Origin of the sequence: Massilia soli (assembly GCF_016809835.1) — a bacterium.
GTDB classification, from domain to species: domain Bacteria; phylum Pseudomonadota; class Gammaproteobacteria; order Burkholderiales; family Burkholderiaceae_D; genus Telluria_A; species Telluria_A soli.
The window spans coordinates 286,190-307,655 of record NZ_JAFBIL020000007.1 but is presented as its reverse complement, the minus strand read 5'-3'; the positions used below and the strand labels follow the sequence as shown (position 1 = coordinate 307,655).

Annotated in this window: 19 protein-coding genes and 1 tRNA gene; 11 read left to right on the top strand and 9 right to left on the bottom strand. The window is 62.7% G+C overall.

Translation table 11 applies throughout. From position 1 onward, the window contains the following. Positions 1-10: 10 nt before the first annotated feature. From rng to I4X03_RS18575, 8 genes are all read right to left on the bottom strand, one after another. Positions 11-1,474, bottom strand: coding sequence for a ribonuclease G (gene rng / locus I4X03_RS18610; protein WP_223469747.1), 1,464 nt, complete (start codon positions 1,472-1,474; stop codon positions 11-13). Positions 1,475-1,707: 233 nt separating this feature from the next. Beyond that, a complete protein-coding gene (locus I4X03_RS18605) occupies positions 1,708-2,328 on the bottom strand; it encodes a Maf family protein (protein WP_223469746.1) in 621 nt (206 codons plus the stop codon). Positions 2,329-2,347: 19 nt separating this feature from the next. Continuing rightward, complete coding sequence (gene rlmH / locus I4X03_RS18600) at positions 2,348-2,818, bottom strand: 23S rRNA (pseudouridine(1915)-N(3))-methyltransferase RlmH (protein ID WP_223469745.1); 471 nt, start codon at positions 2,816-2,818, stop codon at positions 2,348-2,350. A gap of 5 nt (positions 2,819-2,823) precedes the next feature. Next, positions 2,824-3,507 (bottom strand): ribosome silencing factor, encoded by a 684-nt coding sequence (gene rsfS, locus I4X03_RS18595; protein ID WP_223469744.1) that lies wholly within the window; start codon positions 3,505-3,507, stop codon positions 2,824-2,826. Beyond that, positions 3,507-4,157 carry a nicotinate-nucleotide adenylyltransferase gene (locus I4X03_RS18590; RefSeq protein WP_223469743.1) on the bottom strand — a complete coding sequence of 217 codons (651 nt, stop codon included), beginning with the start codon at positions 4,155-4,157 and terminating at the stop codon, positions 3,507-3,509. The genes rsfS and I4X03_RS18590 overlap by 1 nt, the downstream gene beginning before the upstream one ends. Next, the gene (gene hemF / locus I4X03_RS18585) at positions 4,154-5,065 is read right to left on the bottom strand and encodes an oxygen-dependent coproporphyrinogen oxidase (RefSeq protein WP_223469742.1); all 912 of its coding nucleotides are present in this window, start codon (positions 5,063-5,065) and stop codon (positions 4,154-4,156) included. The genes I4X03_RS18590 and hemF overlap by 4 nt, the downstream gene beginning before the upstream one ends. 150 nt (positions 5,066-5,215) lie before the next feature. Then, positions 5,216-6,484 carry a phosphoribosylamine--glycine ligase gene (gene purD / locus I4X03_RS18580; protein ID WP_223469741.1) on the bottom strand — a complete coding sequence of 423 codons (1,269 nt, stop codon included), beginning with the start codon at positions 6,482-6,484 and terminating at the stop codon, positions 5,216-5,218. Between the two features lie 7 nt (positions 6,485-6,491). Continuing rightward, positions 6,492-7,217, bottom strand: a complete 726-nt coding sequence (locus I4X03_RS18575; protein ID WP_223469740.1) for a YebC/PmpR family DNA-binding transcriptional regulator — start codon at positions 7,215-7,217, stop codon at positions 6,492-6,494. 220 nt (positions 7,218-7,437) lie between these two features. On the opposite strand from I4X03_RS18575, the gene I4X03_RS18570 reads away from it, so the two are divergent. The 3 genes from I4X03_RS18570 to I4X03_RS18560 are packed head-to-tail and all read left to right on the top strand — an operon-like array spanning position 7,438 to position 9,774. Continuing rightward, positions 7,438-8,358 carry a DMT family transporter gene (locus I4X03_RS18570; protein ID WP_223469739.1) on the top strand — a complete coding sequence of 307 codons (921 nt, stop codon included), beginning with the start codon at positions 7,438-7,440 and terminating at the stop codon, positions 8,356-8,358. A 35-nt stretch (positions 8,359-8,393) separates the two neighbouring features. Beyond that, positions 8,394-8,777: a methylglyoxal synthase gene (locus I4X03_RS18565; RefSeq protein ID WP_223469738.1), complete on the top strand. Its 384-nt coding sequence runs from the start codon at positions 8,394-8,396 to the stop codon at positions 8,775-8,777. Positions 8,778-8,799: 22 nt separating this feature from the next. Next, complete coding sequence (locus I4X03_RS18560) at positions 8,800-9,774, top strand: quinone oxidoreductase family protein (protein WP_223469737.1); 975 nt, start codon at positions 8,800-8,802, stop codon at positions 9,772-9,774. Between the two features lie 109 nt (positions 9,775-9,883). On the opposite strand, the gene I4X03_RS18555 is transcribed toward I4X03_RS18560, so the two are convergent. After that, on the bottom strand, positions 9,884-10,540 hold the full coding sequence (locus I4X03_RS18555) for a DUF4136 domain-containing protein (RefSeq protein WP_223469736.1): 657 nt from the start codon (positions 10,538-10,540) through the stop codon (positions 9,884-9,886). Positions 10,541-10,723: 183 nt separating this feature from the next. Here I4X03_RS18555 and pepN point away from each other — a divergent pair, with 183 nt between their 5' ends. The 8 genes from pepN (at position 10,724) to I4X03_RS18515 (ending at position 21,443) form a co-directional block, all read left to right on the top strand. Further along, positions 10,724-13,369: an aminopeptidase N gene (gene pepN, locus I4X03_RS18550; RefSeq protein ID WP_223469735.1), complete on the top strand. Its 2,646-nt coding sequence runs from the start codon at positions 10,724-10,726 to the stop codon at positions 13,367-13,369. Between the two features lie 121 nt (positions 13,370-13,490). Beyond that, on the top strand, positions 13,491-14,492 hold the full coding sequence (locus I4X03_RS18545) for a class 1 fructose-bisphosphatase (RefSeq protein WP_223469734.1): 1,002 nt from the start codon (positions 13,491-13,493) through the stop codon (positions 14,490-14,492). Positions 14,493-14,576: 84 nt separating this feature from the next. Continuing rightward, positions 14,577-14,652 (top strand) — tRNA-Thr (locus I4X03_RS18540). A 219-nt stretch (positions 14,653-14,871) separates the two neighbouring features. After that, entirely contained in the window at positions 14,872-15,819 is a 948-nt protein-coding gene (locus I4X03_RS18535) for a sensor histidine kinase (protein ID WP_223469733.1), read from the top strand. Between the two features lie 80 nt (positions 15,820-15,899). After that, on the top strand, positions 15,900-16,319 hold the full coding sequence (locus tag I4X03_RS18530; protein WP_223469732.1) for a hypothetical protein: 420 nt from the start codon (positions 15,900-15,902) through the stop codon (positions 16,317-16,319). Further along, positions 16,316-17,782, top strand: coding sequence for an ATPase domain-containing protein (locus I4X03_RS18525; RefSeq protein ID WP_223469731.1), 1,467 nt, complete (start codon positions 16,316-16,318; stop codon positions 17,780-17,782). The genes I4X03_RS18530 and I4X03_RS18525 overlap by 4 nt, the downstream gene beginning before the upstream one ends. Positions 17,783-18,208: 426 nt before the next feature. Further along, positions 18,209-18,904 (top strand): hypothetical protein, encoded by a 696-nt coding sequence (locus I4X03_RS18520; protein WP_223469730.1) that lies wholly within the window; start codon positions 18,209-18,211, stop codon positions 18,902-18,904. 121 nt (positions 18,905-19,025) lie between these two features. Continuing rightward, the gene (locus I4X03_RS18515; RefSeq protein WP_223469729.1) at positions 19,026-21,443 is read left to right on the top strand and encodes a catalase; all 2,418 of its coding nucleotides are present in this window, start codon (positions 19,026-19,028) and stop codon (positions 21,441-21,443) included. The last annotated feature ends 23 nt before the right edge of the window (positions 21,444-21,466 follow it).

Sequence of the window (21,466 nt, the reverse complement as noted above, 5' to 3'; positions counted from 1 at the left end):
AATATTTCTGTCACATCAAGATGACGTCGTACTGTTCCTGGTGGTAGCCAGTCTCAACTTGCAGCGAGATGCGCTTGCCGATGAAGTCTCCCAGCATGGCCAGGTGCTGCGACTCTTCCTCAAGGAACAGGTCAACGACTTCCTGCGACGCCAGGATGCGGAATTCACGCGGATTGAATTGCTTCGCTTCGCGCAGCAGCTCGCGCAGGATCTCGTAGCAGATCGTGCGGCTGGTCTTGACCTGGCCTTTGCCCGCGCAAGCAGGGCACGGCTCGCACAGGATATGCGCCAGCGATTCGCGCGTGCGCTTCCTCGTCATCTCCACCAGGCCCAGCGCCGAGAAGCCCGACACCGACACCTTGGTGCGGTCGCGCGCCAGCGCCTTCTTCAGCTCCGCCAGCACCGCGTTGCGGTGCTCGTTGTTATCCATGTCGATGAAGTCAAGGATGATGATGCCGCCGAGGTTACGCAGGCGCAGCTGGCGGGCGATGGCGTGCGCGGCTTCCAGGTTGGTCTTGAAGATCGTGTCGGCAAAATTGCGGCCGCCGACAAAGCCGCCCGTGTTCACGTCGATGGTCGTCATCGCCTCGGTCTGGTCGACGATCAGGTAGCCGCCGGACTTCAGGTCCACGCGGCGGCCCAGCGCGCGCAGGATCTCTTCCTCGACGCCGTACAGGTCAAACAGCGGGCGCTCGCCGGTGTAGTGCTGGAGGCGCGACAGCACGCCTGGCGTGTACGCCTGCGCGAATTCGACCAGCTTGACGTGGTTCTCGCGCGAGTCCACCTGGATGACCGACGTTTCATCATGTACGAAGTCGCGCATCACGCGCTGCGCCAGGCTCAGGTCCTGGTACAGCAGGCTGGTGGCAGGGCGGGTGCGTGCGCCATGCACGATTGCCGCCCAGGTCTTGCGCAGGTAGTCGACGTCGGCGGCCAGGTCGGCGTCGGGCGCTTCCTCGGCCATCGTGCGCACGATGTAGCCGCCTTTTTCTTCAGGGGGCAGCAGGCTTTGAAGGCGGCTGCGAAGCGCTTCGCGCTCCGATTCCTTTTCGATCTTTTGCGAGATCCCGATGTGGCAGTCTTGCGGCAGGTAGACCAGCATGCGCCCGGCGATCGAGATCTGGGTGGACAGGCGCGCACCCTTGGTGCCGATCGGGTCCTTGATCACCTGGACGGTCAGCACCTGGCCGTCGAACAGGATCTTTTCGATCGGTGTTGGCGGCACGGTGGCGCCATCGTGGCCACGGGCTTCCCAGATGTCGGCCACGTGCAGGAAGGCGGCGCGTTCCAGGCCGATGTCGATGAAGGCCGATTGCATGCCGGGTAAAACCCGTACCACTTTGCCGGAGTAGACATTGCCAGCCAGGCCGCGCGTGAGCGTGCGCTCGATGTGCAGTTCCTGTACGGCGCCTTGCAGGATCAGCGCGACGCGCGTTTCTTGCGGGGTGATGTTAATCAGGATGTCTTCGTTCATGGGGCACGGGCGGCAGCGGGGAAAGCATGATGATACACGGGCGCGGTGTACGCCGGGGTGCAACGGAGGGGATGGGTGCATGGTGCGGATCCGCGCACCTTGCCGTTTCGTCGTTCCCGCGAACGCGGGAACCGATACCGCGTCCGGTCAGCGGGTAATTAAAATTACGAATACCGGACGCTGGCGCTATAGGTTCCCGCCTGCGCGGGAACGACGGTCAGGCTAACCGTCGCTTACGCCAGCGGTATGCCAGCCCTGCGCAGCATGTTCGCCGTTTCGTACAGCGGCAAACCCATGATGCCCGAGTGGCTGCCTTCGATGTGCTCGACAAACAGCGCAGCGAGGCCCTGGATGCCGTAGCCGCCGGCTTTGTCGTACGGTTCGCTGGTGGCGCAATAGGCCTTGATCGACGCGGCGCTCAAAGTGGCGAAGCGCACGTCGGAGACCTGCGTGATCTGCTCGGCCAAGTCGGTGTAGTGCACGGCCACCGACGTCAGCACCTGGTGGGTGCGGCCGGACAGCTTTTCGAGCATGGCGATGGCTTCTGCCTGCGAGGCAGGCTTGCCGAGGATTTTGCCGTCGATGGTCACCGTGGTGTCGGCAGCCAGCACCGGGCGGATCTTCATGCGCCGGTGGTGGACCATGTTCCAGGCGAATTCGGCTTTTTCGTTGGCGACGCGGGCGACATAATCGGCGGGCGATTCGTCATCCAACGCTTCTTCCGTCACATCGGGTCCGCGTACGGTGTCGTTGCGCAGCATGAGCAGTTCAAACTCGACGCCAATCTGGCGCAGTAGTTCCCGTCTGCGCGGGCTTTTGGAAGCCAGGTAAATTTTTCTGTCGAGCGGTTTCATCGAATCTTCCAGCGGTTTCTCAAACGCGATGATAAGGGTGATTCTGCGTTATCGTCCACGCCCTATACAATTGCTCGGCAAGCATAACACGCACGATGCCGTGCGGGAGTGTCATGCTGGAAATTCTTATTAGCATTTCGGCACGGGCCTTGAGGGCCGGATCGAGGCCGTCGGCCCCACCGATGAGGAAAGCGGTGTCGCGGCCGTCCTGCTGCCAGGTTTCGAGCTGTTGCGACAGGCCGACACTGGTCAGGTCCTTGCCGCGTTCGTCGAGGGCGATGATGCGTACATTCTTGGGGAGGGCGGCTTCGATGCGCTCGCGTTCGAGCGCCATCGCGGTGGCCGCGGTCTTGCTGCCGGAGCGGTCCACCGGCTTGATTTCCTTGAGCACGATGCGCAGCTCGGGCGGCATGCGCTTCGTGTACTCGGAATAGCCGGTCTCAATCCAGGCCGGCATCTTGTGGCCAACCGCAGCGATGATCAGCTGCATCGGCCTTACTCAGCGTCTTTTTTGACGGCGCGCTTGATGACCTTCTTGGCCGGTGCCGCGTCAGCTGGCGCTTTTGGCGCTGCTGCCTTGCGCGGCTTCGGCAAGGCCTTGAGCGCCTTGACTGCGGCAGTCTCGGTCTTGGTCGGTGCAACCTTCACGACTTTACCAGCTGGAGCGGCGGCCTTCTTGGCTGCGGCTTTCTTCGGCTTGTCGTCGGCAGCGGCCTTCTTGGCAGGCGCCTTGCGTTCGCGGACCGGCTTGACTTCAGGCGCTTCCTGGGTCGAGGCGAGGTGCTTCGAGCGGGTTTTTGGCGCGGCTTCAGCAGCTTCGGTGGTCGACTTGCGCTTGGCGGCGCCCAGCTTGACCGGCTTGTCGCCCCAGATTTCTTCCAGGCGGTAGTACTGGCGGATCGGCGCTTGCATGATGTGGACGATCATGTCGCCCAGGTCGACCAGCACCCATTCGCCGGTGTCTTCACCTTCGACGCCGATGACGTCGCCGCCGGCTTCCTTGACCTTGTCGCGCACCGACGCGGCAAGCGCCTTGGTCTGGCGGTTGGAGGTACCCGAGACGACGGCGATGCGGTCGAACAGGCTGGTAAGGTGGGTGGTGTCGAAGACCATGATGTCCTGGCCCTTGATGTCTTCAAGGGCGTCCACGACGATCGCTTGCAGTTTTTTGATATCCATTAGCTTTTGTATAAATTATGTTGTTGAATATAGTCTAGCACTACCGGCGAGATAAGCGAGTTTGGCTTTTCTCCCCGTTGTAATGCGGTTCGTATCTGAGTGGCGGATATATCGACCGCCAGCGCTTCCGCCAGGTACACCTTGCCCGACGGCGCAGAGCGGAGCTGCTCGATGCCGCTCCGGCGCTTTTCAAGTTCCTCGGCCACCGCGGCGGGGAGGGCGGCATTGGCCAGGTCGAAACCGGGCCGCGCGCCCACGCCGATGTGGGCGTAGTCGAACAAGTGGCGCCAATCGCGCCAGCTGTCCAGTTGCTGCAACTGGTCCGCGCCCATCAGGAACACGATCGAGGCATCGGGTCCGAGTTCGGCGCGCACATTGCGCAGCGTGTCGATGGTATAGGTCGCCGTGGCGCGCTCGACCTCCTGCAGGTCGAACGCCACCTGCAGCCCGGCTTCGCCAAACGCCAGTTCGAGCATCGCGATGCGATCCTCGGCACTGGTTTTCAAGCCGTTCTTCTGCCACGGGTTACCGGCCGGGATAATGCGCAGCTGGTCGGGCTGGAGCAGGGTGTTGAACAAAGTGGCCAGCGCCACGTGACCATGATGGACGGGGTCGAAACTGCCTCCCAGCAGTGCGACGCAGAATGTCACGTAGCCAGCCAGTCGCGATGCACCAGGAAGTCGGTGTACAGCTTCGCTTCCGGGCTGCCGTCGGCGGGCTTCCAGTCGTAGCGCCATTTGACGATCGGCGGCATCGACATCAGGATCGCCTCGGTGCGGCCGCCCGACTGCAGGCCGAAATGGGTGCCGCGGTCGAACACCAGGTTGAATTCGACATAGCGCCCGCGCCGGTAGGCCTGGAAATCGCGTTCGCGCTCGCCGTATTCGATGTCCTTGCGGCGGGTCAGGATCGGCAGGTAGGCTTCGATGAAGCTGTCGCCGACGCTTTGCGTCATCGCGAAGCTTTGCTCGGCGCCCGCCGAATTGAAGTCATCGAAGAAGATGCCGCCCACGCCGCGCGGCTCCTTGCGGTGCTTGAGGTAGAAGTAGTCGTCGCACCAGGCCTTGAAGCGCGGGAAGTGCTCGTCGCCGAAAGGCGCCAGCGCGTCGCTGCAGGTCTGGTGGAAGTGGCGCGCGTCTTCCTCGAAGCCGTAGTACGGGGTCAGGTCCATGCCGCCGCCGAACCACCACACCGGCTCCTGGCCTTCAGCGTGGGTGGTAAAGAAGCGCACGTTCATGTGCACGGTCGGCGCGTACGGGTTGCGAGGATGGAGCACCAGGGACACGCCCATCGCCTCCCATCCGCGGCCGGCCAGTTCAGGACGGCTCGCCATCGCCGACGGCGGCAGGCTGGCGCCGGTCACGTGCGAAAAGTTGACGCCGCCGCGCTCAAACACATTGCCTTCCTCGACCAGGCGCGAGACGCCGCCGCCGCCTTCCGGGCGAGTCCACTCATCGCGCAGGAACGGCTTGCCGTCGACGTCTTCCAGCGCATTCACGATGCGCGACTGGAGGTCGATGAGCCAGGCTTTGACAGCCGCGGGGGTGGGTGAAGACATCGGGATAGGGGCCGGGGAATAAAAAAGTGAGGACAGATTGTACACTGTCCGGGTGTTCTATGGTATGCGGCGGGCCCATTGAAGTCCTGCGGATATCAGATTGCCAAAGGCCGTAGGGCGGATAAGCGCAGCGCATCCGCCGAACTGACCTTAGTGCTTCAACCCGCGCCAGCCGATATCGCGGCGGAACTGCGCGCCGTTGAAGTGGATCTGGTCGACCGTCTCATACGCCTGCTTCTGCGCCATCCGCACGCTGTCGCCGAGGCCAACCACGCACAGCACGCGCCCGCCGTTGGTCACCACCTGGCCGTCGACCAGCCTGGTCCCGGCGTGGAAGGTGACGCACTCGGGCGTCTCGGCCGGAATACCTTCGATGACGTCGCCCTTCTTCGGATCGTCCGGATAACCGGCGGCCGCCATCACCACGCCAACAGCGGTACGGCGATCCCAGTCCAGCTCCACCGCGTCGAGGGTGCCGTTGACGGCGTGCTCCATCACTGTCACCAGGTCGCTCTTGAGGCGCGCCATGATCGGCTGCGTTTCAGGGTCGCCCATGCGGCAGTTGAATTCCAGCGTCTTCGGATTGCCGGCCGCGTCGATCATCAAGCCCGCATACAGGAAGCCGGTGAACGGAATGCCGTCCTTGGCCATGCCGTTGATGGTCGGGTTGATCACCTCGCGCATCACGCGCGCATGCATCGCCGGAGTGACGATAGGCGCAGGCGAGTACGCTCCCATGCCGCCGGTGTTCGGGCCTTCGTCGTTGTCCTTCAGGCGCTTGTGGTCCTGGCTGGTGGCCAGCGGCAGGACGTTTTTACCGTCGCACATGACGATGAAGCTGGCTTCTTCGCCGGCCAAAAACTCTTCGATGACGACGCGCGCGCCGGCGTTGCCGTGGCGGTTATCGAGCAGCATGTCGTCGACCGCGGCGTGCGCTTCTTCCAGCGACATCGCCACCACCACGCCTTTGCCGGCGGCCAGGCCATCGGCCTTGATCACGATCGGGGCGCCGTTGGCGTCGATATAGGCGTGCGCCTGGGCCGCGTCCGAGAAGGTCTGGTAGGTAGCGGTCGGAATGCCGTGGCGCTGCATGAACGACTTGGCGAAGTCCTTCGAGCTTTCCAGCTGCGCCGCTTCTTTCGTTGGGCCGAACACTTTCAGGCCGCGCGCGCGGAACAGGTTGACGATGCCGGCCGCCAGCGGCGCCTCCGGGCCCACCACGGTCAGCCCGATGTTCTCGGCCTCGCAGAAATCGGCCAGCTGCGCCGGGTCGGTGATCTCGACATTGACCAGGCGGATATCGCGCGCGGTGCCGCCGTTGCCAGGGGCGACATACACCATCTGGATGCGTTCTGACTGGGCCAGTTTCCAGGCCAGGGCGTGTTCGCGGCCGCCCGAGCCGATTACCAGGATTTTCATAAGGTGCTTACTCTTCGATGACGGCGTTGGTAAAGACATCCTGGACGTCGTCCAGGTTCTCCAGCGCGTCAAGCAGCTTCTGCATCCTGGCTGCGTCGTCGCCGGTAAATTCGGTTTCGGTGGCGGGCTTCATGATGATCTCGGCGACTTCGGCCTTGAAGCCGGCCGCTTCGAGCGCATCCTTGACGGCGGCGAAGTCGTGCGGGCCGCACAGCACCTCGAAGCCGCCCTCGTCATCGGCCACCACATCTTCGGCGCCGGCTTCGAGGGCCGCTTCCATCAGCTTGTCCTCGTCCACGCCGGGAGCGAACAGGAACTGGCCGCAATGCTTGAACATGAAGGCCACCGAGCCCTCGTTGCCCATGTTGCCGCCGTTCTTGTTGAAGGCGTTACGCACTTCGGCCACGGTACGCACGCGGTTATCGGTCATGCACTCGACGATGATGGCCGCGCCGCCGATGCCGTAGCCCTCGTAGCGGACCTCTTCATAGCTGACGCCTTCCAGGCCGCCCGAGCCGCGCTGGATCGCGCGGGTGACATTCTCCTTCGGCATATTCGCATCGGCAGCCTTGTCGACGGCCAGGCGCAAGCGCGGATTGGCGGCGATATCGGCGCCACCCATGCGCGCGGCGACGGTGATCTCCTTGATCAGGCGCGTCCAGATCTTGCCGCGCTTGGCATCGGTAGCCGCTTTCTTATGCTTGATGTTGGCCCATTTACTGTGTCCAGCCATGTCGACTATTCCTTAGAGACGGTATGCAAAGTGGCCGACATTTTACCATAGCGACACATCCTAAAATCGTCCCCCCCAGCCAGAAATAGTTCCAAAATCGGGGACAGACCACCATTTTGGAATGTTCCAAAATGGTGGTCTGTCCCCGATTTTGGAATCTTTTGCTGGGGAATAATTGGCGGCGCCAGCGGGGTTGGACGTTTGCTTCTACAATTGCCCTATGAGTAAAAACGCAATGGCCGCGGCGCCGACGTCGATCCCACGCCCGGCCCTCGTGGCCGGCCTGGCGATCGCTATCGGCGGTGCGGTGCTGTTCTCGACCAAGGCGATCGTCGCCAAGTTGCTTTACCGCTATCACATCGACGCCGTCACCCTGATCGCGTTCCGCATGCTGTTTTCGTTCCCGTTCTTCCTTGCCATCGCACTGTGGAAGATGCGTACCGAGGCGCCGCTGCCCGTCATCGACCGCTGGCGCATCCTCGGCCTCGGCCTGATCGGCTATTACTTGTCCAGCTTCCTCGATTTCCTCGGCTTGCAATACATTAGCGTCGGCCTCGAGCGCCTGATCCTGTTCCTGACCCCGACCTTCGTGCTGTTGATTACGTCGGTTTTCCTGAAGCGCCATATCGGCCGCCTGGAATGGGCCGCGCTGGCCGTCTCGTATTGCGGCATCGTGCTGGTGTTCGTGCATGACCTGCAGGGCGGCGCCGGCAACGCCGTGCTGGGCTCGACCCTGGTGCTTGGCTCGGCCATCTCGTATGCGCTGTACCTGCTGTTTTGCGGCGAACTGGTCAAGCGCATCGGCACGCTGCGGCTGGTGTCGTACGCGATGTGCGTCTCCAGCGTGGCCTGCATCGCGCAGTTTTTCGTGCTGCGCCCGGCCGCATTGCTTATCCAGCCGTCCGAGGTGTACTGGCTATCGCTGGTGAACGGGATTTTCTGTACTATCTTCCCAGTGTTCATGACCATGTACGCGGTCCGGCGTATTGGCGCGGCAACCGCGTCGCAGGCCGGCATGGTCGGCCCCGTGTCGACCTTGTTCCTCGGCGCACTGGTGCTGGGCGAGCCGATCACGGCCGTCCAACTGGCCGGGACCGGACTGGTGCTGGGGGGAATCTACATGTTGTCGAGGAAAAAATAGCGGGACCGATCAACCATAACCGGGAAGTGCAGGACATGAAAACGCGTATCGCGCTCATTGCGCACGACATGAAAAAAGACGACATGATCACGCTGGCCGCCCAGTACATCGATTTCCTGCGCGGCTGCCACCTGATCGCTACCGGCACCACCGGCGGGCGCCTGGCCAACGAGCTGGGCCTGACCATCGACCGCAAGCATTCCGGCCCGTTCGGCGGCGACTTGCAGATCGGCGCCCACCTGGTCGACGGCCAGGTCGACGCCGTGATCTTCCTGCGCGATCCGATGACGCCGCAGCCGCACGAACCCGACATCAACGCGCTGGTACGCGCCTGCGACGTGCACAACGTTGCCTGCGCCACCAACCTGTCGACCGCGCATCTGGTGCTGACCCAGCTGATGCTGGCGGCAACCAAATAACACTTCACAAGGAGAACTGAGCATGTCCAAGGCGATTCGCATTCACCGCAACGGCGGTCCGGAAGTCATGGAGTATGTCGATGTGGAGGTGGGCGAGCCCGGTCCCGGCGAAGCGCGGGTGCGCCAGCACGCCATCGGCATCAACTTCATCGACGTCTACTTCCGTACCGGCCTGTACCCGCATCCGCTGCCGGCCGGGCTGGGCAAGGAGGGCGCCGGCGTGGTCGAGGCGGTGGGCGAGGGCGTGCTGGACGTGAAGGTGGGCGACCGCGTCGCCTATGCGGGCGGCCCGAACGGCGCGTATGCCGAGCTGCGCAACATGCCGGCGGCGCTGCTGGTGCGCCTGCCCGAGACAGTGTCGTTCGATACCGCCGCCGCGATGATGCTGCAAGGGCTGACGGTGCAGTACCTGTTCAACCGCACCACGCAGCTTCAGCGCGGCGACACCATCCTGTTCCATGCAGCGGCCGGCGGCGTCGGCCTGATCGCTTGCCAGTGGGCGCGCGCGATGGGGGTGAATATCATCGGCACCGTGGGCTCGGATGCAAAGGCGGAACTGGCGCGCGCCAATGGCTGCACGCATGTCATCAACTACAACACCGAAGATTTCGTCCAGCGCGTCGCCGAGATTACCAACGGCGACAAGGTGTCGGTGGTGTATGACTCGATCGGCAAGGATACCTTCATCGGCTCGCTCGACTGCCTGCGTCCGCGCGGGTTGATGGTCAGCTTCGGGAATGCGTCGGGTCCGGTGGAGCCGTTTGGCATGAATGAACTGGCCTCGCGCGGGTCGCTGTTCGTCACGCGCCCGAGTTTGTTCTCCTACGCAGCCACCCGCAAGGACCTGGAAGAGATGTCGGCCGACTTGTTCGGAATGGTCGAGAGCGGGAAGGTGAAGATCGAGATCAACCAGCGTTACAGCCTGGCCGATGCGGCGCGGGCGCATGTCGAGCTGGAGTCGCGCAAGACGACGGGGTCTTCCATTTTGCTGCCGTAGTCAAATCGGCGGATAGAAGGAGTGTCGGCTTGCAAGCCGACACCGTTCCGCAGGCAAATCGCTTTGCGATTCGAAACCCCTGCTACACCGTCCGCCGTTTTTGCCCGATTTACTTCGGCTCGCGCTTCAGTTCCACCGTGCGCGCCACACCGCTCACACCGGGAAACTCGGCAAACGCGCTTTGCACCAGCGCCGGCATGATGTCCGGCGTCGACATGTTCCGGCTCATGTTATTGACGGTCACATCGAACAGCCGCTTGCCGTCCTTGATCGACTTGATCCCCACGTGCACCTGGCGCTTGTAGTGATGCACGATGGTTTCCTGGTACGACGGCGTGCCATACCAGAACGGGTCGTAGAACGGGCTGTAGTAGCCGCGCCAGTAGCCGTAACCGTACCCGCGCCGATAAGGCCGCATGAACGCGGTGCGCGGCATCCAGTAATGGTCAAAATGCGAAAACACCGGCTGGATCACGCGCACCGGCACGTCGGTGGTCATGAACCGCATCGATACCGCGAGCGACGGCGTGCCGGCCGCGCCGGCATCCTGGAACCCAAGCCGGGTCAGCTCGCCGCGCACCATGTTCTGGTACGTACGCCATTCCAGCGTGTCGTCCTGCACCGGCGGTGCTTCAAACACATAGGTCTTGTCCGGCAGTTGGTCGGGCCACTGGTGGAAGGTGGTCACATTGCTGCGGATGGTACTGGCGCAACCGGTCAACAGAAGGGCCAGCGCGGCGGTGGCGGCAATCATCAGGGGTTTCATTTTGTCTCTCCGTCTCGTGGGCGCAGTCCACCCAAACTAACTTTATGGTCTTGTCCACATTCTGGCAGATAATTTACAGAATGTTACCCTGTGCACATGCCGTTACACTGAATATTGTGAGTCGCGCATCTCGCAGGTGTTGGTAGAATAGCCGCCTGTCCACCTGCCAAAGTCCGATTCCCCATGCGCACAGATACCCCCCAGACTATCTACCGGAAAGACTATACGCCGCCAACTTACCTTGTCGACACGGTCGAACTCGGCTTTGACCTGGACCCGGAGCGCACCATCGTCGCCAGCCGCCTGGTGATGGTTCGCAACCCGGACAGCGTGAGGAATGGCATCGAGCTGCACGGCGTCAACCTCCAGCTGGTGGCCCTGCGAATGAACGGCAGGCTGCTGCACGCGGGCGACTACGATATTTCGGGCGACATCCTGCGCATTCCCGCCGCGCCAGACGATGTCACGCTGGAAATCGAAACCCTGACCGCCCCGGTCAAGAACACGACACTGAACGGTCTTTACGTTTCAAACGGCAACTTCTTCACACAGTGCGAGGCGGAAGGCTTCCGTTCGATCACGTATTTCCCCGACCGCCCCGACGTGATGGCGAAGTTCACCGTGATGCTGCGCGCGGACAAGAGTAAATACCCGGTACTGCTGTCGAACGGCAACCTGGTCGAAGAGGGCGACCTCGGCGACGGCCGTCATTACGCCAAGTGGGAAGACCCGTTCAAGAAGCCGTCCTACCTGTTCGCGCTGGTGGCGGCCAAACTGGTCTGCCAGGAAGAGACCTTCCGCCTGAAGGATGGCCGCAATGCCTTGCTGCAGGTGTGGGTCGAGGACGGCAATCTCGACAAGACCGACTACGCGATGCAGTCGCTTAAGAACAGCATCCGCTGGGACGAGGAGCGCTTCGGCCTCGAGCTCGACCTTGACCGCTTCATGATTGTCGCCGTCAGCGACTTCAACATGGGCGCGATGGAAAACAAGGGCCTGAACATCTTCAATACCAAGTTCGTGCTGGCCAACCCGCGCGTGGCTACCGACGTCGACTACGCCGGCATCGAAGCGGTGGTCGGCCACGAATATTTCCACAACTGGACCGGCAACCGCGTCACCTGCCGCGACTGGTTCCAGCTGTCGCTGAAGGAAGGCCTGACCGTGTTCCGCGACCAGGAATTCTCGGCCGACATGATCGGCACCGACACCGGCCGCGCGGTGACCCGCATCGAGCAAGTGCGTACCTTGCGTCAGGCCCAGTTCCCCGAGGATGCAGGCCCGATGGCGCACCCGGTGCGTCCCGATTCCTTCGTCGAGATCAACAATTTCTATACGGTCACCGTGTACGAGAAGGGCGCCGAAGTGGTGCGCATGTACCAGACCTTGCTGGGCCGCGATGGTTTCCGCAAGGGTATGGACTTGTATTTCGAACGCCACGACGAGCAGGCGGTCGAGTGCGATGACTTCCGCGCCGCGATGGCGGACGCCAACGGCCGCGACCTGGCGCAGTTCGAGCGCTGGTACAGCCAGGCCGGCACCCCGGTCGTCACCGCCACCGGCCGCTACGACGCCGCGGCCGGCACCTTTGAACTGACGCTGTCGCAAAGCTGCCCGGCGACGCCTGGCCAGCCGAGCAAGCTGCCATTCCACATTCCGGTCGCGCTCGGCCTGCTGGGCGCCGATGGCAAGGATCTCGCGCTGATCGTCGATGGCGCCAATGCGGGCACGACCGCGGTGCTCGAATTGATGAAGCCGAAGCAAACCTTCCGCTTTACCGGCGTCAAGGAAGAGCCGACTCCGTCGATCCTGCGCGACTTCTCCGCGCCAGTGGTCCTCAATTATCCTTACACCGACGCGCAATTGCTGCACCTGTTCAGCCACGACAGTGATCCGGTCAACCGTTGGGAAGCTGGCCAGCGGCTGGCGATGGCGCGCCTGCTGAAGATGACGGCGGCAGTCGGCGCCGGCGACAAGCTGGCGCTGGACGACACCTTCATCGATGCAATGCGCAAGATACTGGCCGACGAATCGCTCGATTCAGCCTTCCGCGAGAACGCCTTGCTGCTGCCGTCCGAGAGCATGGTTGCCGAGCAAATGGAAGTCGTCGACCCGCAGGCGATCCACCTGGCGCGGCAGGCCATGCGCAAGACGATAGGTTCGGCCTTGCGCAAGGATCTGCTGGCGCAGTACGAGGCCAACCAGACCCCGGGGGAGTACAGTCCGGATGCGATCTCTGCGGGCAAGCGCGGGCTGAAGAACCTGGCGCTGGCTTACCTGTCGGCGGCCCCGGACGACGCCATCTACGCGCTGGCGCAGCGCCAGTTCGACCTTGCCGGCAACATGACCGACCGGGTTGCCGCGTTGACCGCCCTGATCCATTCCGCAGCCCCTGGTGCGGCCGATGCGCTGGAGCGTTTTTATGCCGAATTCGACAACGAGGCGCTGGTGATCGACAAGTGGTTTGCGATCCAGGCCGCGGCGCCGGTCACGGATGTGGCCGCGGTGCGGGCACTGATGCGGCATCCGGCCTTTAACCTGAAGAATCCGAACCGCGCGCGCAGCCTGCTCTTTAACTTCTGCAACGGCAACCCGGCACAGTTCCACGCGCCCGATGGCAGCGGCTACGCGTTCTGGGCCGAGCAGGTGACCACGCTCGATGCGCTGAACCCGCAAGTGGCCAGCCGCCTGGCGCGGTCGATGGACCGCTGGCGCCGTTATGCGCCGGCATTGCAGGCCCAGATGAAACAGGCGCTGCAGAAAGTGTCGGGATCAGGGAAGTTGTCGAGCGACGTAGGCGAAGTGGTCAGCAAGGCACTGACCAACTAAACTACACCACCGTCGTTCCCGCGAAGGCGGGAACCCACGCAGCGGCTGCATGCATGCGAGGTCTGGGTTCGCGCTTGCGCGGGAACGACGCTGAATAATTCAAACAAAACGAAGGAAGTCCATGAAGCGCGTCAGTCTTACGCAGTACCTGGTTGAAGAACAGCGTCACAACAATTCAATTCCCGCCGAACTGCGCCTCCTGATTGAAGTCGTCGCGCGCGCGTGCAAGACCATCAGCCATTCGGTCAGCAAGGGCGCCCTCGGCGATATCCTCGGCAGCGCCGACACCGAGAACATCCAGGGCGAAGTGCAAAAGAAGCTCGACGTCATTTCCAACGAGATTTTGCTGGAAGCGAATGAATGGGGCGGCCACCTGGCAGCGATGGCGTCGGAAGAAATGGAATCGATCCACCCGATCCCGAACCGCTACCCGATGGGCGAATACATGCTGCTGTTCGACCCGCTCGACGGCTCGTCCAACATTGACGTGAACGTATCGATCGGCACCATTTTCTCCGTGCTCAAGGCGCCGGACGGGATGGGCACGCCGACCGAGGAGCACTTCATGCAGCCGGGCAGCTCGCAAGTAGCCGCCGGCTACGCCGTGTATGGCCCGCAGACGATGCTGGTGCTCACCACTGGCAACGGCGTCAACTGCTTTACGCTGGACCGCGAAATGGGCTCATGGGTGCTCACCCAGCGCAACATGATGATTCCGGAAACCACCAAGGAATTCGCGATCAACATGTCGAACCAGCGCCACTGGCATCCGCCGGTGCAGCGTTATGTCGATGAAATGCTGGCCGGCGCGACCGGCCCGCGCGAGAAGGACTTCAACATGCGCTGGATCGCCTCGATGGTCGCCGACGTGCACCGCATCCTGAACCGCGGCGGCATCTTCATGTATCCGGCCGACATGCGCGACACCTCGATGCCCGGCAAGCTGCGCCTGATGTACGAAGCGAACCCGATGGCGATGATCGTCGAGCAGGCCGGCGGCGCCGCCACCGATGGCCGCCAGCGCATCCTCGACATTCCGCCGCAAAAGCTGCACCAGCGCGTGCCGGTTTTCCTCGGATCGAAGGGCGAAGTGGAGCGCGTCACCAGCTATCACGACGCGTAAATCACTGTTTTGTTCAGAAAATAGCAAGTTTCGCTGATTCGGGGTAGCAAGAGTCAATGAAACTTTGCTAGAATATCGGTCTTCGCCGCTTTAGCTCAGTTGGTAGAGCAGTTCATTCGTAATGAAAAGGTCGCCAGTTCGATTCCGGCAAGCGGCACCAAAATTAGTAGTAAGATGAAAGGGTTATCAGCGTCGCTGGTAGCCCTTTTTTCTTTTGTGCGCAAGATCTGGCATGCTTGGGGCGGCAGCCTCCGCGTGCGGCGACGCTACAACCATGTTGGCGAAGATGATGTCCGGGTCCGTGCGCGGGCCTCTGGTTTTTGGTGCGATAATTATTCGGCGAAGGTCGGCAAAGGTTTACCACTTAGCGAGCATGACTATGCATACGCCAATCCTTCCTCCCAGCCATGAGGACGAACGCGATACCGCGCGTGCCCTGCGCCTCATACGCAAGATCGAGGAGCGTTATGGGCTGGCGTCGGCGCAAGAGACTGCAAGCCATCCCGAGGGCGGCGCCGCCGGCGATCTGTCCGACCCATCCCTGCCTGCCGCGCAAATGCTCGTCAACGAGGCATTGGTCGCCAAAATTTTCCAGTGCGAACGTGCCGAATCGGCGCTGCGCGAATCCCAGCAAAACCTGCATGACCTCCTGATCCACCAGTGGCAGCTCAAGGAAGACGAGCGCAAGCGCATTTCGCTGGAAATTCACGACGCCCTTGGCCAGAACCTGCTGGCCTTGCGGCTCGATGTGGCCACTCTGCCGCAGGTTACCGGCGACAGCCATGCGCAGCTCAAGGAATGGGTCGGCGGGGCGCTCAGCAATATCGACGGCGCCATCGTCACCGTGCGCACGCTGATCGCGGCGCTGCGTCCTTTTGAAATTGAGCTGGGCCTGGAAGCGGCCATCGAGTACGAACTGAGCCAGTTTCGCCGCACCAGCGGCATCGCCTGCCAGGTTGGTTTTGACACGCAGGTTGGCAAGCTGGACTTGAGCGACCAGCAGATACTGACGATGTACCGCGCCTTGCAGGAATGCTTGAGCAATGTGGCGCGCCATTCGCGCGCCACGCGGGTTGACGTGGTCGTGCGCGCGCCGCAATCGACGCTGACCATGGTGGTATCCGACAACGGTGTCGGCATCGAGCGTGGCGGCCGCAGCAAGGCGGGCTATGGCTTGCAGGCCGTGCGCGAGCGGCTGGCGTCGCATGGCGGAAAGATGCTGCTCAAAAGCGTACGCGCGCACGGCACCTCGGTCTCGGTGTCAATTCCGCTGGCCGCGCCGGCGCTTGCGACCGCGGCGCCACTATCGGATAAAATGCCTATATAAAAACCATTTCTTCGGGACAGAATAGTGAAAGCTTTGCCGTCAGCGCATGATGCCGTTCTGGTGCCCGTGAAAGCGCAATCGTGCCAGTAAGCGCGCAGCTTCTGTCCGATATCACCGGGCCGCTGCGCGCCGCCTCTGCCGCTGAGACGGCGAATGAGGCGACGATTATCTGGCAGCGCCTGGCGTGCAAGTTCGTGCCGCTGATTGGCCCCTCCAGCGTGCAGATGATCGTCGGACGCAGCCTCGACGCATGCCAGGACCACTACCCATGGCTTGGGCGCGGTTCCGATCCGGCCTTGTGCGCGCCGCCTTACGATGGCTTGCGCGCCGCGTTCAAAAGCGCTGACAGGGACGCGGTGCTGGCGGCGACCACCGCCATGCTCGCGACCTATGCCAACCAGCTCGATACCCTGATTGGCGCGCGACTGGCCGAGCAGTTCCTGCGCGCCACATTCCCGGCTCCCGCCGACGCTACAGATACTAGGAGTAAGTCTGAATGAACGAGCAATTTAAATTGCCGCTGATGCAAACCGGCGTGCCCGGCCTGGACACCATCCTCGGCGGCGGGCTGCCGGAGCTCTCCTTCAACATCATCGGCGGTGCGCCAGGCAGCGGTAAAACCACCTTCGCGCAGCAGATCATGTTTGCGCTGGCGAACCCGCAGCGCAAGGCCTTGTTCTTTACCGCGATGGGGGAGCCGCCGATCAAGATGCTGCGCTACCAGCAACAGTTCAGCTACTTCGATTTCGACAAGGTCGACAGCGCGATCCAGTTCATCAGCCTGGCCGCCGAGGTGGAGGGCGGCAACTACGACGAGGTGCTGAAACAGATTTGCGAACAGGTGCGCCAGCACGCTCCGGCGCTGGTGTTCATCGATTCGTTCCGGTCGTTTGTCGAGGGCGCCAGGGGGCCGGACCGAGAAGTCGCCGCGCTGCAATCGTTCGTCCAGAAGCTGGTGACGCAGATGACCGGGTGGCACGCCACCACCTTCCTGATCGGTGAATACCTGGCCAACGAGACCGACCGCAATCCGATCTTTACCATTGCCGACGGCATGATCTGGCTGACGCAGAATGTCCACCGCAACGCGATGGTGCGCAAAATCCAGGTGCTGAAGATGCGGGGCCAGAAGCAACGCCCCGGCCTGCACACCTTCCGCATCAATGAGCAGGGCATTGAAATATTCCCGCGCATCCTGCCCGCGCCCGAGCCGTCCGGCGATCCCAACCGCGCACGTGGCCGCGAGCGCGTGTCGATGGGGGTGCCCAAGCTGGATGAGATGCTGGGAGGGGGGATCCCGACGGGCTACTCGATGTTGCTGGTCGGCCCATCGGGCTGTGGCAAGACCATGCTGGCAACCGAGTTCCTTGCCGAAGGAGCGCGCCTCGGCGAAACCGCGGTGCTGGCGCTGTTCGAAAAAAGTCCAAGCCAGATGATGAACGACTTGCTCGACTCGCTGGTCAGCGACGGCAGTGTCGAGTTGCTCAACGTGCGTACGCTCGATGTATCGGTCGATGAAACCTTGCATGAACTGGTGAGGATGATCGACCGCACCGGCGCCAGGCGCGTGGTACTCGATTCGCTGTCCGGCTTCGAGCTCGCGCTGGCCCCGGAGTTCCGCGAAGACTTCCGCGAATCGCTGTACCGCATGACCACCGTGCTGAGCGAAAAGGGCGTCACCCTGTTGATGACCAGTGAGCTGGAAGACCGGTTTACCGACTTTCGGTTTAGTCCATATGGAAACGCCTTCCTGGTCGATGCGATTATTGTCCAGCGCTTTATCGAAGCAAAGGCACAGCTCAAGACCATCATCTCGGTGGTCAAGGTGCGTGGCAGCGCGCACAGCCGCGACTTGCGCACCTTCGAGATCACCGACGACGGCATTCTGATCGGCGACGGCCCGGCGCCCTATGCCGACATCCTGCTGGGCGGGCCTGGCACCGCGCGTCCGACGAGCGGCTGAGCCAACCCATGGCGGAACCAGCCGATGCGCGCCGGCGGCGCGCATCGGCTGGCGTCGACCGCGTCGTTCCCGCGCGGCGGAACACGCCCGAAATTTCCTTCAGAAATCTTCCAATTCCTCTGCTCTATTTTTTCAAAGAAACCCACGACTGGGCATTTCTTTCATGTCATTGCTCTGTTAGTCACCGCACAGTGAGCATCTTCTCGACGTTATATTTTTAGTATTCGCTCACCCGAATGCATTTGCTGAACATCGCAACTGTTCGCGGCTGCTCATGGACTGCTTCCCGTCATCACGCGACGCGGCCATTGACGCAGCGCAGGCAGCGCAGCTACCTGCGTAATGTTCCAGCCAGATTCGGAAAAGAATGTAGAAGGGTCGATCGCTTCACGCCGCATTGGTATAACTATTTAAAGGGAATGGATCATGGATAATCAAAAGTCGAACGAGGCTACGGGCAGCAACATCGGTAAAGACTCCACGCAGAAGGGCATCAGCGGCTCCCAGTCGAGCAGCGGTTCGCCAAGCGTGGCGGGCACCGGCAACATGGGTGCAAGCGGTTCGGGCAGCATGGGCTCGGCAAAGAGCGACAACGCGCAGAGCAGCAGCCTGAACAAGGATTCCCTGTCCAGCGGCAGCAGCTTGTCGAACGCCAGCTCGGCCAACAGCCTGTCCGGCAACAAAGGCACCTCGTCGAGCGGCAACCTGGCAAGTGGTTCGCCAGGCAGCAGCGCATCGTCGAGCAGCGGCAGCATGGGCAGCGGCAGCATGGGCAGCAGCGCCGGCTCGATGGGTTCGAGCGCATCGTCGTCGATGGGCAAGGACATGACGCCCAAGAGCGCTGATAACATGCACAAGGCCATCGACAAGGCAGGCGATTCGGCGCAGCCAGTCGTCGACCGCCTGGTCAGCGGCGCACACGCCGGCGTCGACAAGATGTCGGATATGTTCTCGGGCGCTTCGGGCTCGATGGAAGAGCGCAAGCGCCAGGTGACGGACGCGTACAACAACTTCACCGTAACCGGCCGCGAATATGTCCGCAACAGCCCAGGTACCGCAGTGCTGGGTGCGTTGGCTGCCGGCTACCTGCTGTCGAAAATCTTTGGTGGCCGTCGCCACTAATTGAAGCGCAGCGCCTGCCCCGTTTCCGAGGCAGGCATCGCTTTCAGGCTCCGGTCGCCCTGGTGTGGCCGGAGGCTTCTGCACGTCCAGACATCCCATCCCCAATTTTCAGAGGTACCACATGGCCACACGTAAAAAGAACGGGCAGTCAACTGACAGCGCCGGTTCCATCCTCAGCACGGTTTCCGGTCCTTCCGGCGCACAGCCGCCTTCCAGCCTTGGCATGAAGAACGACACAGCCGAGCAACTGCGCGAGAACAAAGTCGCGGGGATGAAGCTGGCGGCGGACATGCCGTTCAATCCGAACAAGCCTGGCGAACATGGCGAGGCCGCGCGCACGCCGCAGCCGGGCGCTACCGCCGAGCCGGCAACGCCGGGGGCAACCGGCAGCACCAGCACCGAAAGCGCGGTCTCCGACAAGGTCGGCAGCGGTGTTCCGTCACTCGGCAACAACCCAACCGTTGGCGCGCTCGACCGCGTCCGCGTCGACAGCTCGGGACAGGTGCTGACGACCAACCAGGGCGTCGCGATAGCCGACAACCAGAATTCGCTGAAGGTCGGCCTGCGCGGACCCACCGCCATGGAAGATTTCATCCTCCGTGAAAAGCTGACCCATTTCGACCATGAGCGCATCCCCGAGCGCGTGGTGCATGCACGCGGCTCAGCCGCGCACGGCGTCTTCGAAGCCTACAAAGATTTCAGCGACCTGACGCGCGCCGACCTGTTCTCCCAGGCGGGCAAGCGCACCCCGGTGTTCGTGCGCTTTTCCACGGTCGCCGGCGAACGCGGATCCGCAGATACGGTACGCGATGTGCGCGGCTTCGCCGTCAAGTTTTATACCCAGGAAGGTAACTGGGATCTGGTCGGCAACAACATCCCGGTCTTCTTCATCCAGGACGCGATGAAATTCCCCGACCTGGTCCACGCCGTCAAGCCAGAGCCGCATCACCAGATGCCGCAGGCATCGAGCGCCCATGACACCTTCTGGGACTTCGTCTCGCTGATGCCTGAATCGGCGCACATGCTGCTGTGGCAGATGTCCGACCGCGCCATTCCGCGCAGCTACCGCACCATGCAGGGCTTCGGCGTGCATACCTTCCGCCTGGTCAATGCGGCGGGCGAATCGCGCTTCTGCAAATTCCACTGGACGCCGTTGCAAGGTACCCACTCGCTGGTCTGGGACGAAGCAGTAAAAATCTGCGGCGCCGACGCCGACTACCACCGCCGCGACCTGTGGGAATCGATCGAGGCTGGCGCGTTCCCTGAATGGGAGCTCGGTGTGCAGGTATTCACGGAAGAACAGGCTGAAGGTTTCGGTTTCGACGTGCTCGACCCGACCAAGCTGGTGCCGGAAGAACTGGTCCCGCTGGTCCCGCTGGGCAAGATGACCCTGAACCGCAACCCGGACAACTTCTTCGCCGAGACCGAGCAGGTCGCCTTCTGCACGGCGCACGTGGTGCCGGGCGTCGACTTCTCCAACGACCCGCTGCTGCAGGGACGGATTCACTCCTATCTCGACACCCAGCTGTCGCGCCTTGGCGGCCCGAACTTCCACGAGATCCCGATCAACGCGCCGGTCAACCAGGTCCACAACAACCAGCGCGACGGCATGCACCGCCAGGCGATCCATCGCGGCCGCGTCAACTACGAGCCGAACTCGCTCGCAGGCGGCAGCCCGGCCCAGGCTGGCATGGACAAGGGCTTCACGTCGTTCCCGGAGCGCGTCGCCGAAGACAAGGTGCGCGGCAAGCCGGAACTGTTCGCCGACCACTACTCGCAGGCGACCATGTTCTTCAACAGCCAGACGCCGGTCGAGCAGGCCCACATCGCCGCCGCCTTCCGCTTCGAGCTGACGCGCGTGCAAGTGCCTGCGGTGCGCGAGCGCGTGCTGGCCCTGCTGGCCAATGTCGACCATACGCTGGCTGAAACCGTCGCCAGCGGCCTTGGCATGGACGTACCGGCGCCGCTGCCGCTGGCGACATCCCTGCCGACGCCGGAATACGCGCCATCGCCAGCGCTGTCGCTGCTAAGCCGTCCTGGCGAAACCGGCATCAAGACGCGCCGCGTCGCGATTCTGGTGGCGCATGGCGTTGATGCCGCGATGGTCCGCACCATCTACGATTCACTGTTGGCCGACGGCGCGGTGCCGCGGGTGGTTGCCGGCACGCTGGGCAAGGTCAAGGCCATGGCCGGTGAGATGCTCGACGTCGAGATCACGCTCGAAGCTGGTCCATCGGTGCTGTACGACGCGGTCGTGGTGCCGGACGGCGAAGACTCGGTCAATGCGCTGAGCCGCGACGCCCATGCGCTCGACTTCGTGCGCGAGCAGTACCGCCACTGCAAGCCGATCCTGGTGCTGGGCGCCGGCGCGGGGCTGCTGGCCAAGGCCAGTGTGCCGCCGGCGCTGCCGGATGGTTCGGACGATCCGGCGCTGCTCGGCGCGCACGGCGAAGACCTGAAGCAGGCGCTGGGCGCGTTCAAGGAAGCGTTGGCGTCGCACCGCTCGTTCGCGCGCGAGACCGATCCGCCGATGGTGTAAGCAGTACGCAGCAAATGAAACGC

What these genes read in the sequence shown, in the direction of transcription:
- rng (WP_223469747.1), bottom strand. Translation starts at nt 1,474, where the DNA reads ATGAACGAAGACATCCTGATTAACATCACCCCGCAAGAAACGCGCGTC.
- I4X03_RS18605 (WP_223469746.1), bottom strand. Translation starts at nt 2,328, where the DNA reads ATGAAACCGCTCGACAGAAAAATTTACCTGGCTTCCAAAAGCCCGCGC.
- rlmH (WP_223469745.1), bottom strand. Translation starts at nt 2,818, where the DNA reads ATGCAGCTGATCATCGCTGCGGTTGGCCACAAGATGCCGGCCTGGATT.
- rsfS (WP_223469744.1), bottom strand. Translation starts at nt 3,507, where the DNA reads ATGGATATCAAAAAACTGCAAGCGATCGTCGTGGACGCCCTTGAAGAC.
- hemF (WP_223469742.1), bottom strand. Translation starts at nt 5,065, where the DNA reads ATGTCTTCACCCACCCCCGCGGCTGTCAAAGCCTGGCTCATCGACCTC.
- purD (WP_223469741.1), bottom strand. Translation starts at nt 6,484, where the DNA reads ATGAAAATCCTGGTAATCGGCTCGGGCGGCCGCGAACACGCCCTGGCC.
- I4X03_RS18575 (WP_223469740.1), bottom strand. Translation starts at nt 7,217, where the DNA reads ATGGCTGGACACAGTAAATGGGCCAACATCAAGCATAAGAAAGCGGCT.
- I4X03_RS18570 (WP_223469739.1), top strand. Translation starts at nt 7,438, where the DNA reads ATGAGTAAAAACGCAATGGCCGCGGCGCCGACGTCGATCCCACGCCCG.
- I4X03_RS18565 (WP_223469738.1), top strand. Translation starts at nt 8,394, where the DNA reads ATGAAAACGCGTATCGCGCTCATTGCGCACGACATGAAAAAAGACGAC.
- I4X03_RS18560 (WP_223469737.1), top strand. Translation starts at nt 8,800, where the DNA reads ATGTCCAAGGCGATTCGCATTCACCGCAACGGCGGTCCGGAAGTCATG.
- I4X03_RS18555 (WP_223469736.1), bottom strand. Translation starts at nt 10,540, where the DNA reads ATGAAACCCCTGATGATTGCCGCCACCGCCGCGCTGGCCCTTCTGTTG.
- pepN (WP_223469735.1), top strand. Translation starts at nt 10,724, where the DNA reads ATGCGCACAGATACCCCCCAGACTATCTACCGGAAAGACTATACGCCG.
- I4X03_RS18545 (WP_223469734.1), top strand. Translation starts at nt 13,491, where the DNA reads ATGAAGCGCGTCAGTCTTACGCAGTACCTGGTTGAAGAACAGCGTCAC.
- I4X03_RS18535 (WP_223469733.1), top strand. Translation starts at nt 14,872, where the DNA reads ATGCATACGCCAATCCTTCCTCCCAGCCATGAGGACGAACGCGATACC.
- I4X03_RS18525 (WP_223469731.1), top strand. Translation starts at nt 16,316, where the DNA reads ATGAACGAGCAATTTAAATTGCCGCTGATGCAAACCGGCGTGCCCGGC.
- I4X03_RS18520 (WP_223469730.1), top strand. Translation starts at nt 18,209, where the DNA reads ATGGATAATCAAAAGTCGAACGAGGCTACGGGCAGCAACATCGGTAAA.
- I4X03_RS18515 (WP_223469729.1), top strand. Translation starts at nt 19,026, where the DNA reads ATGGCCACACGTAAAAAGAACGGGCAGTCAACTGACAGCGCCGGTTCC.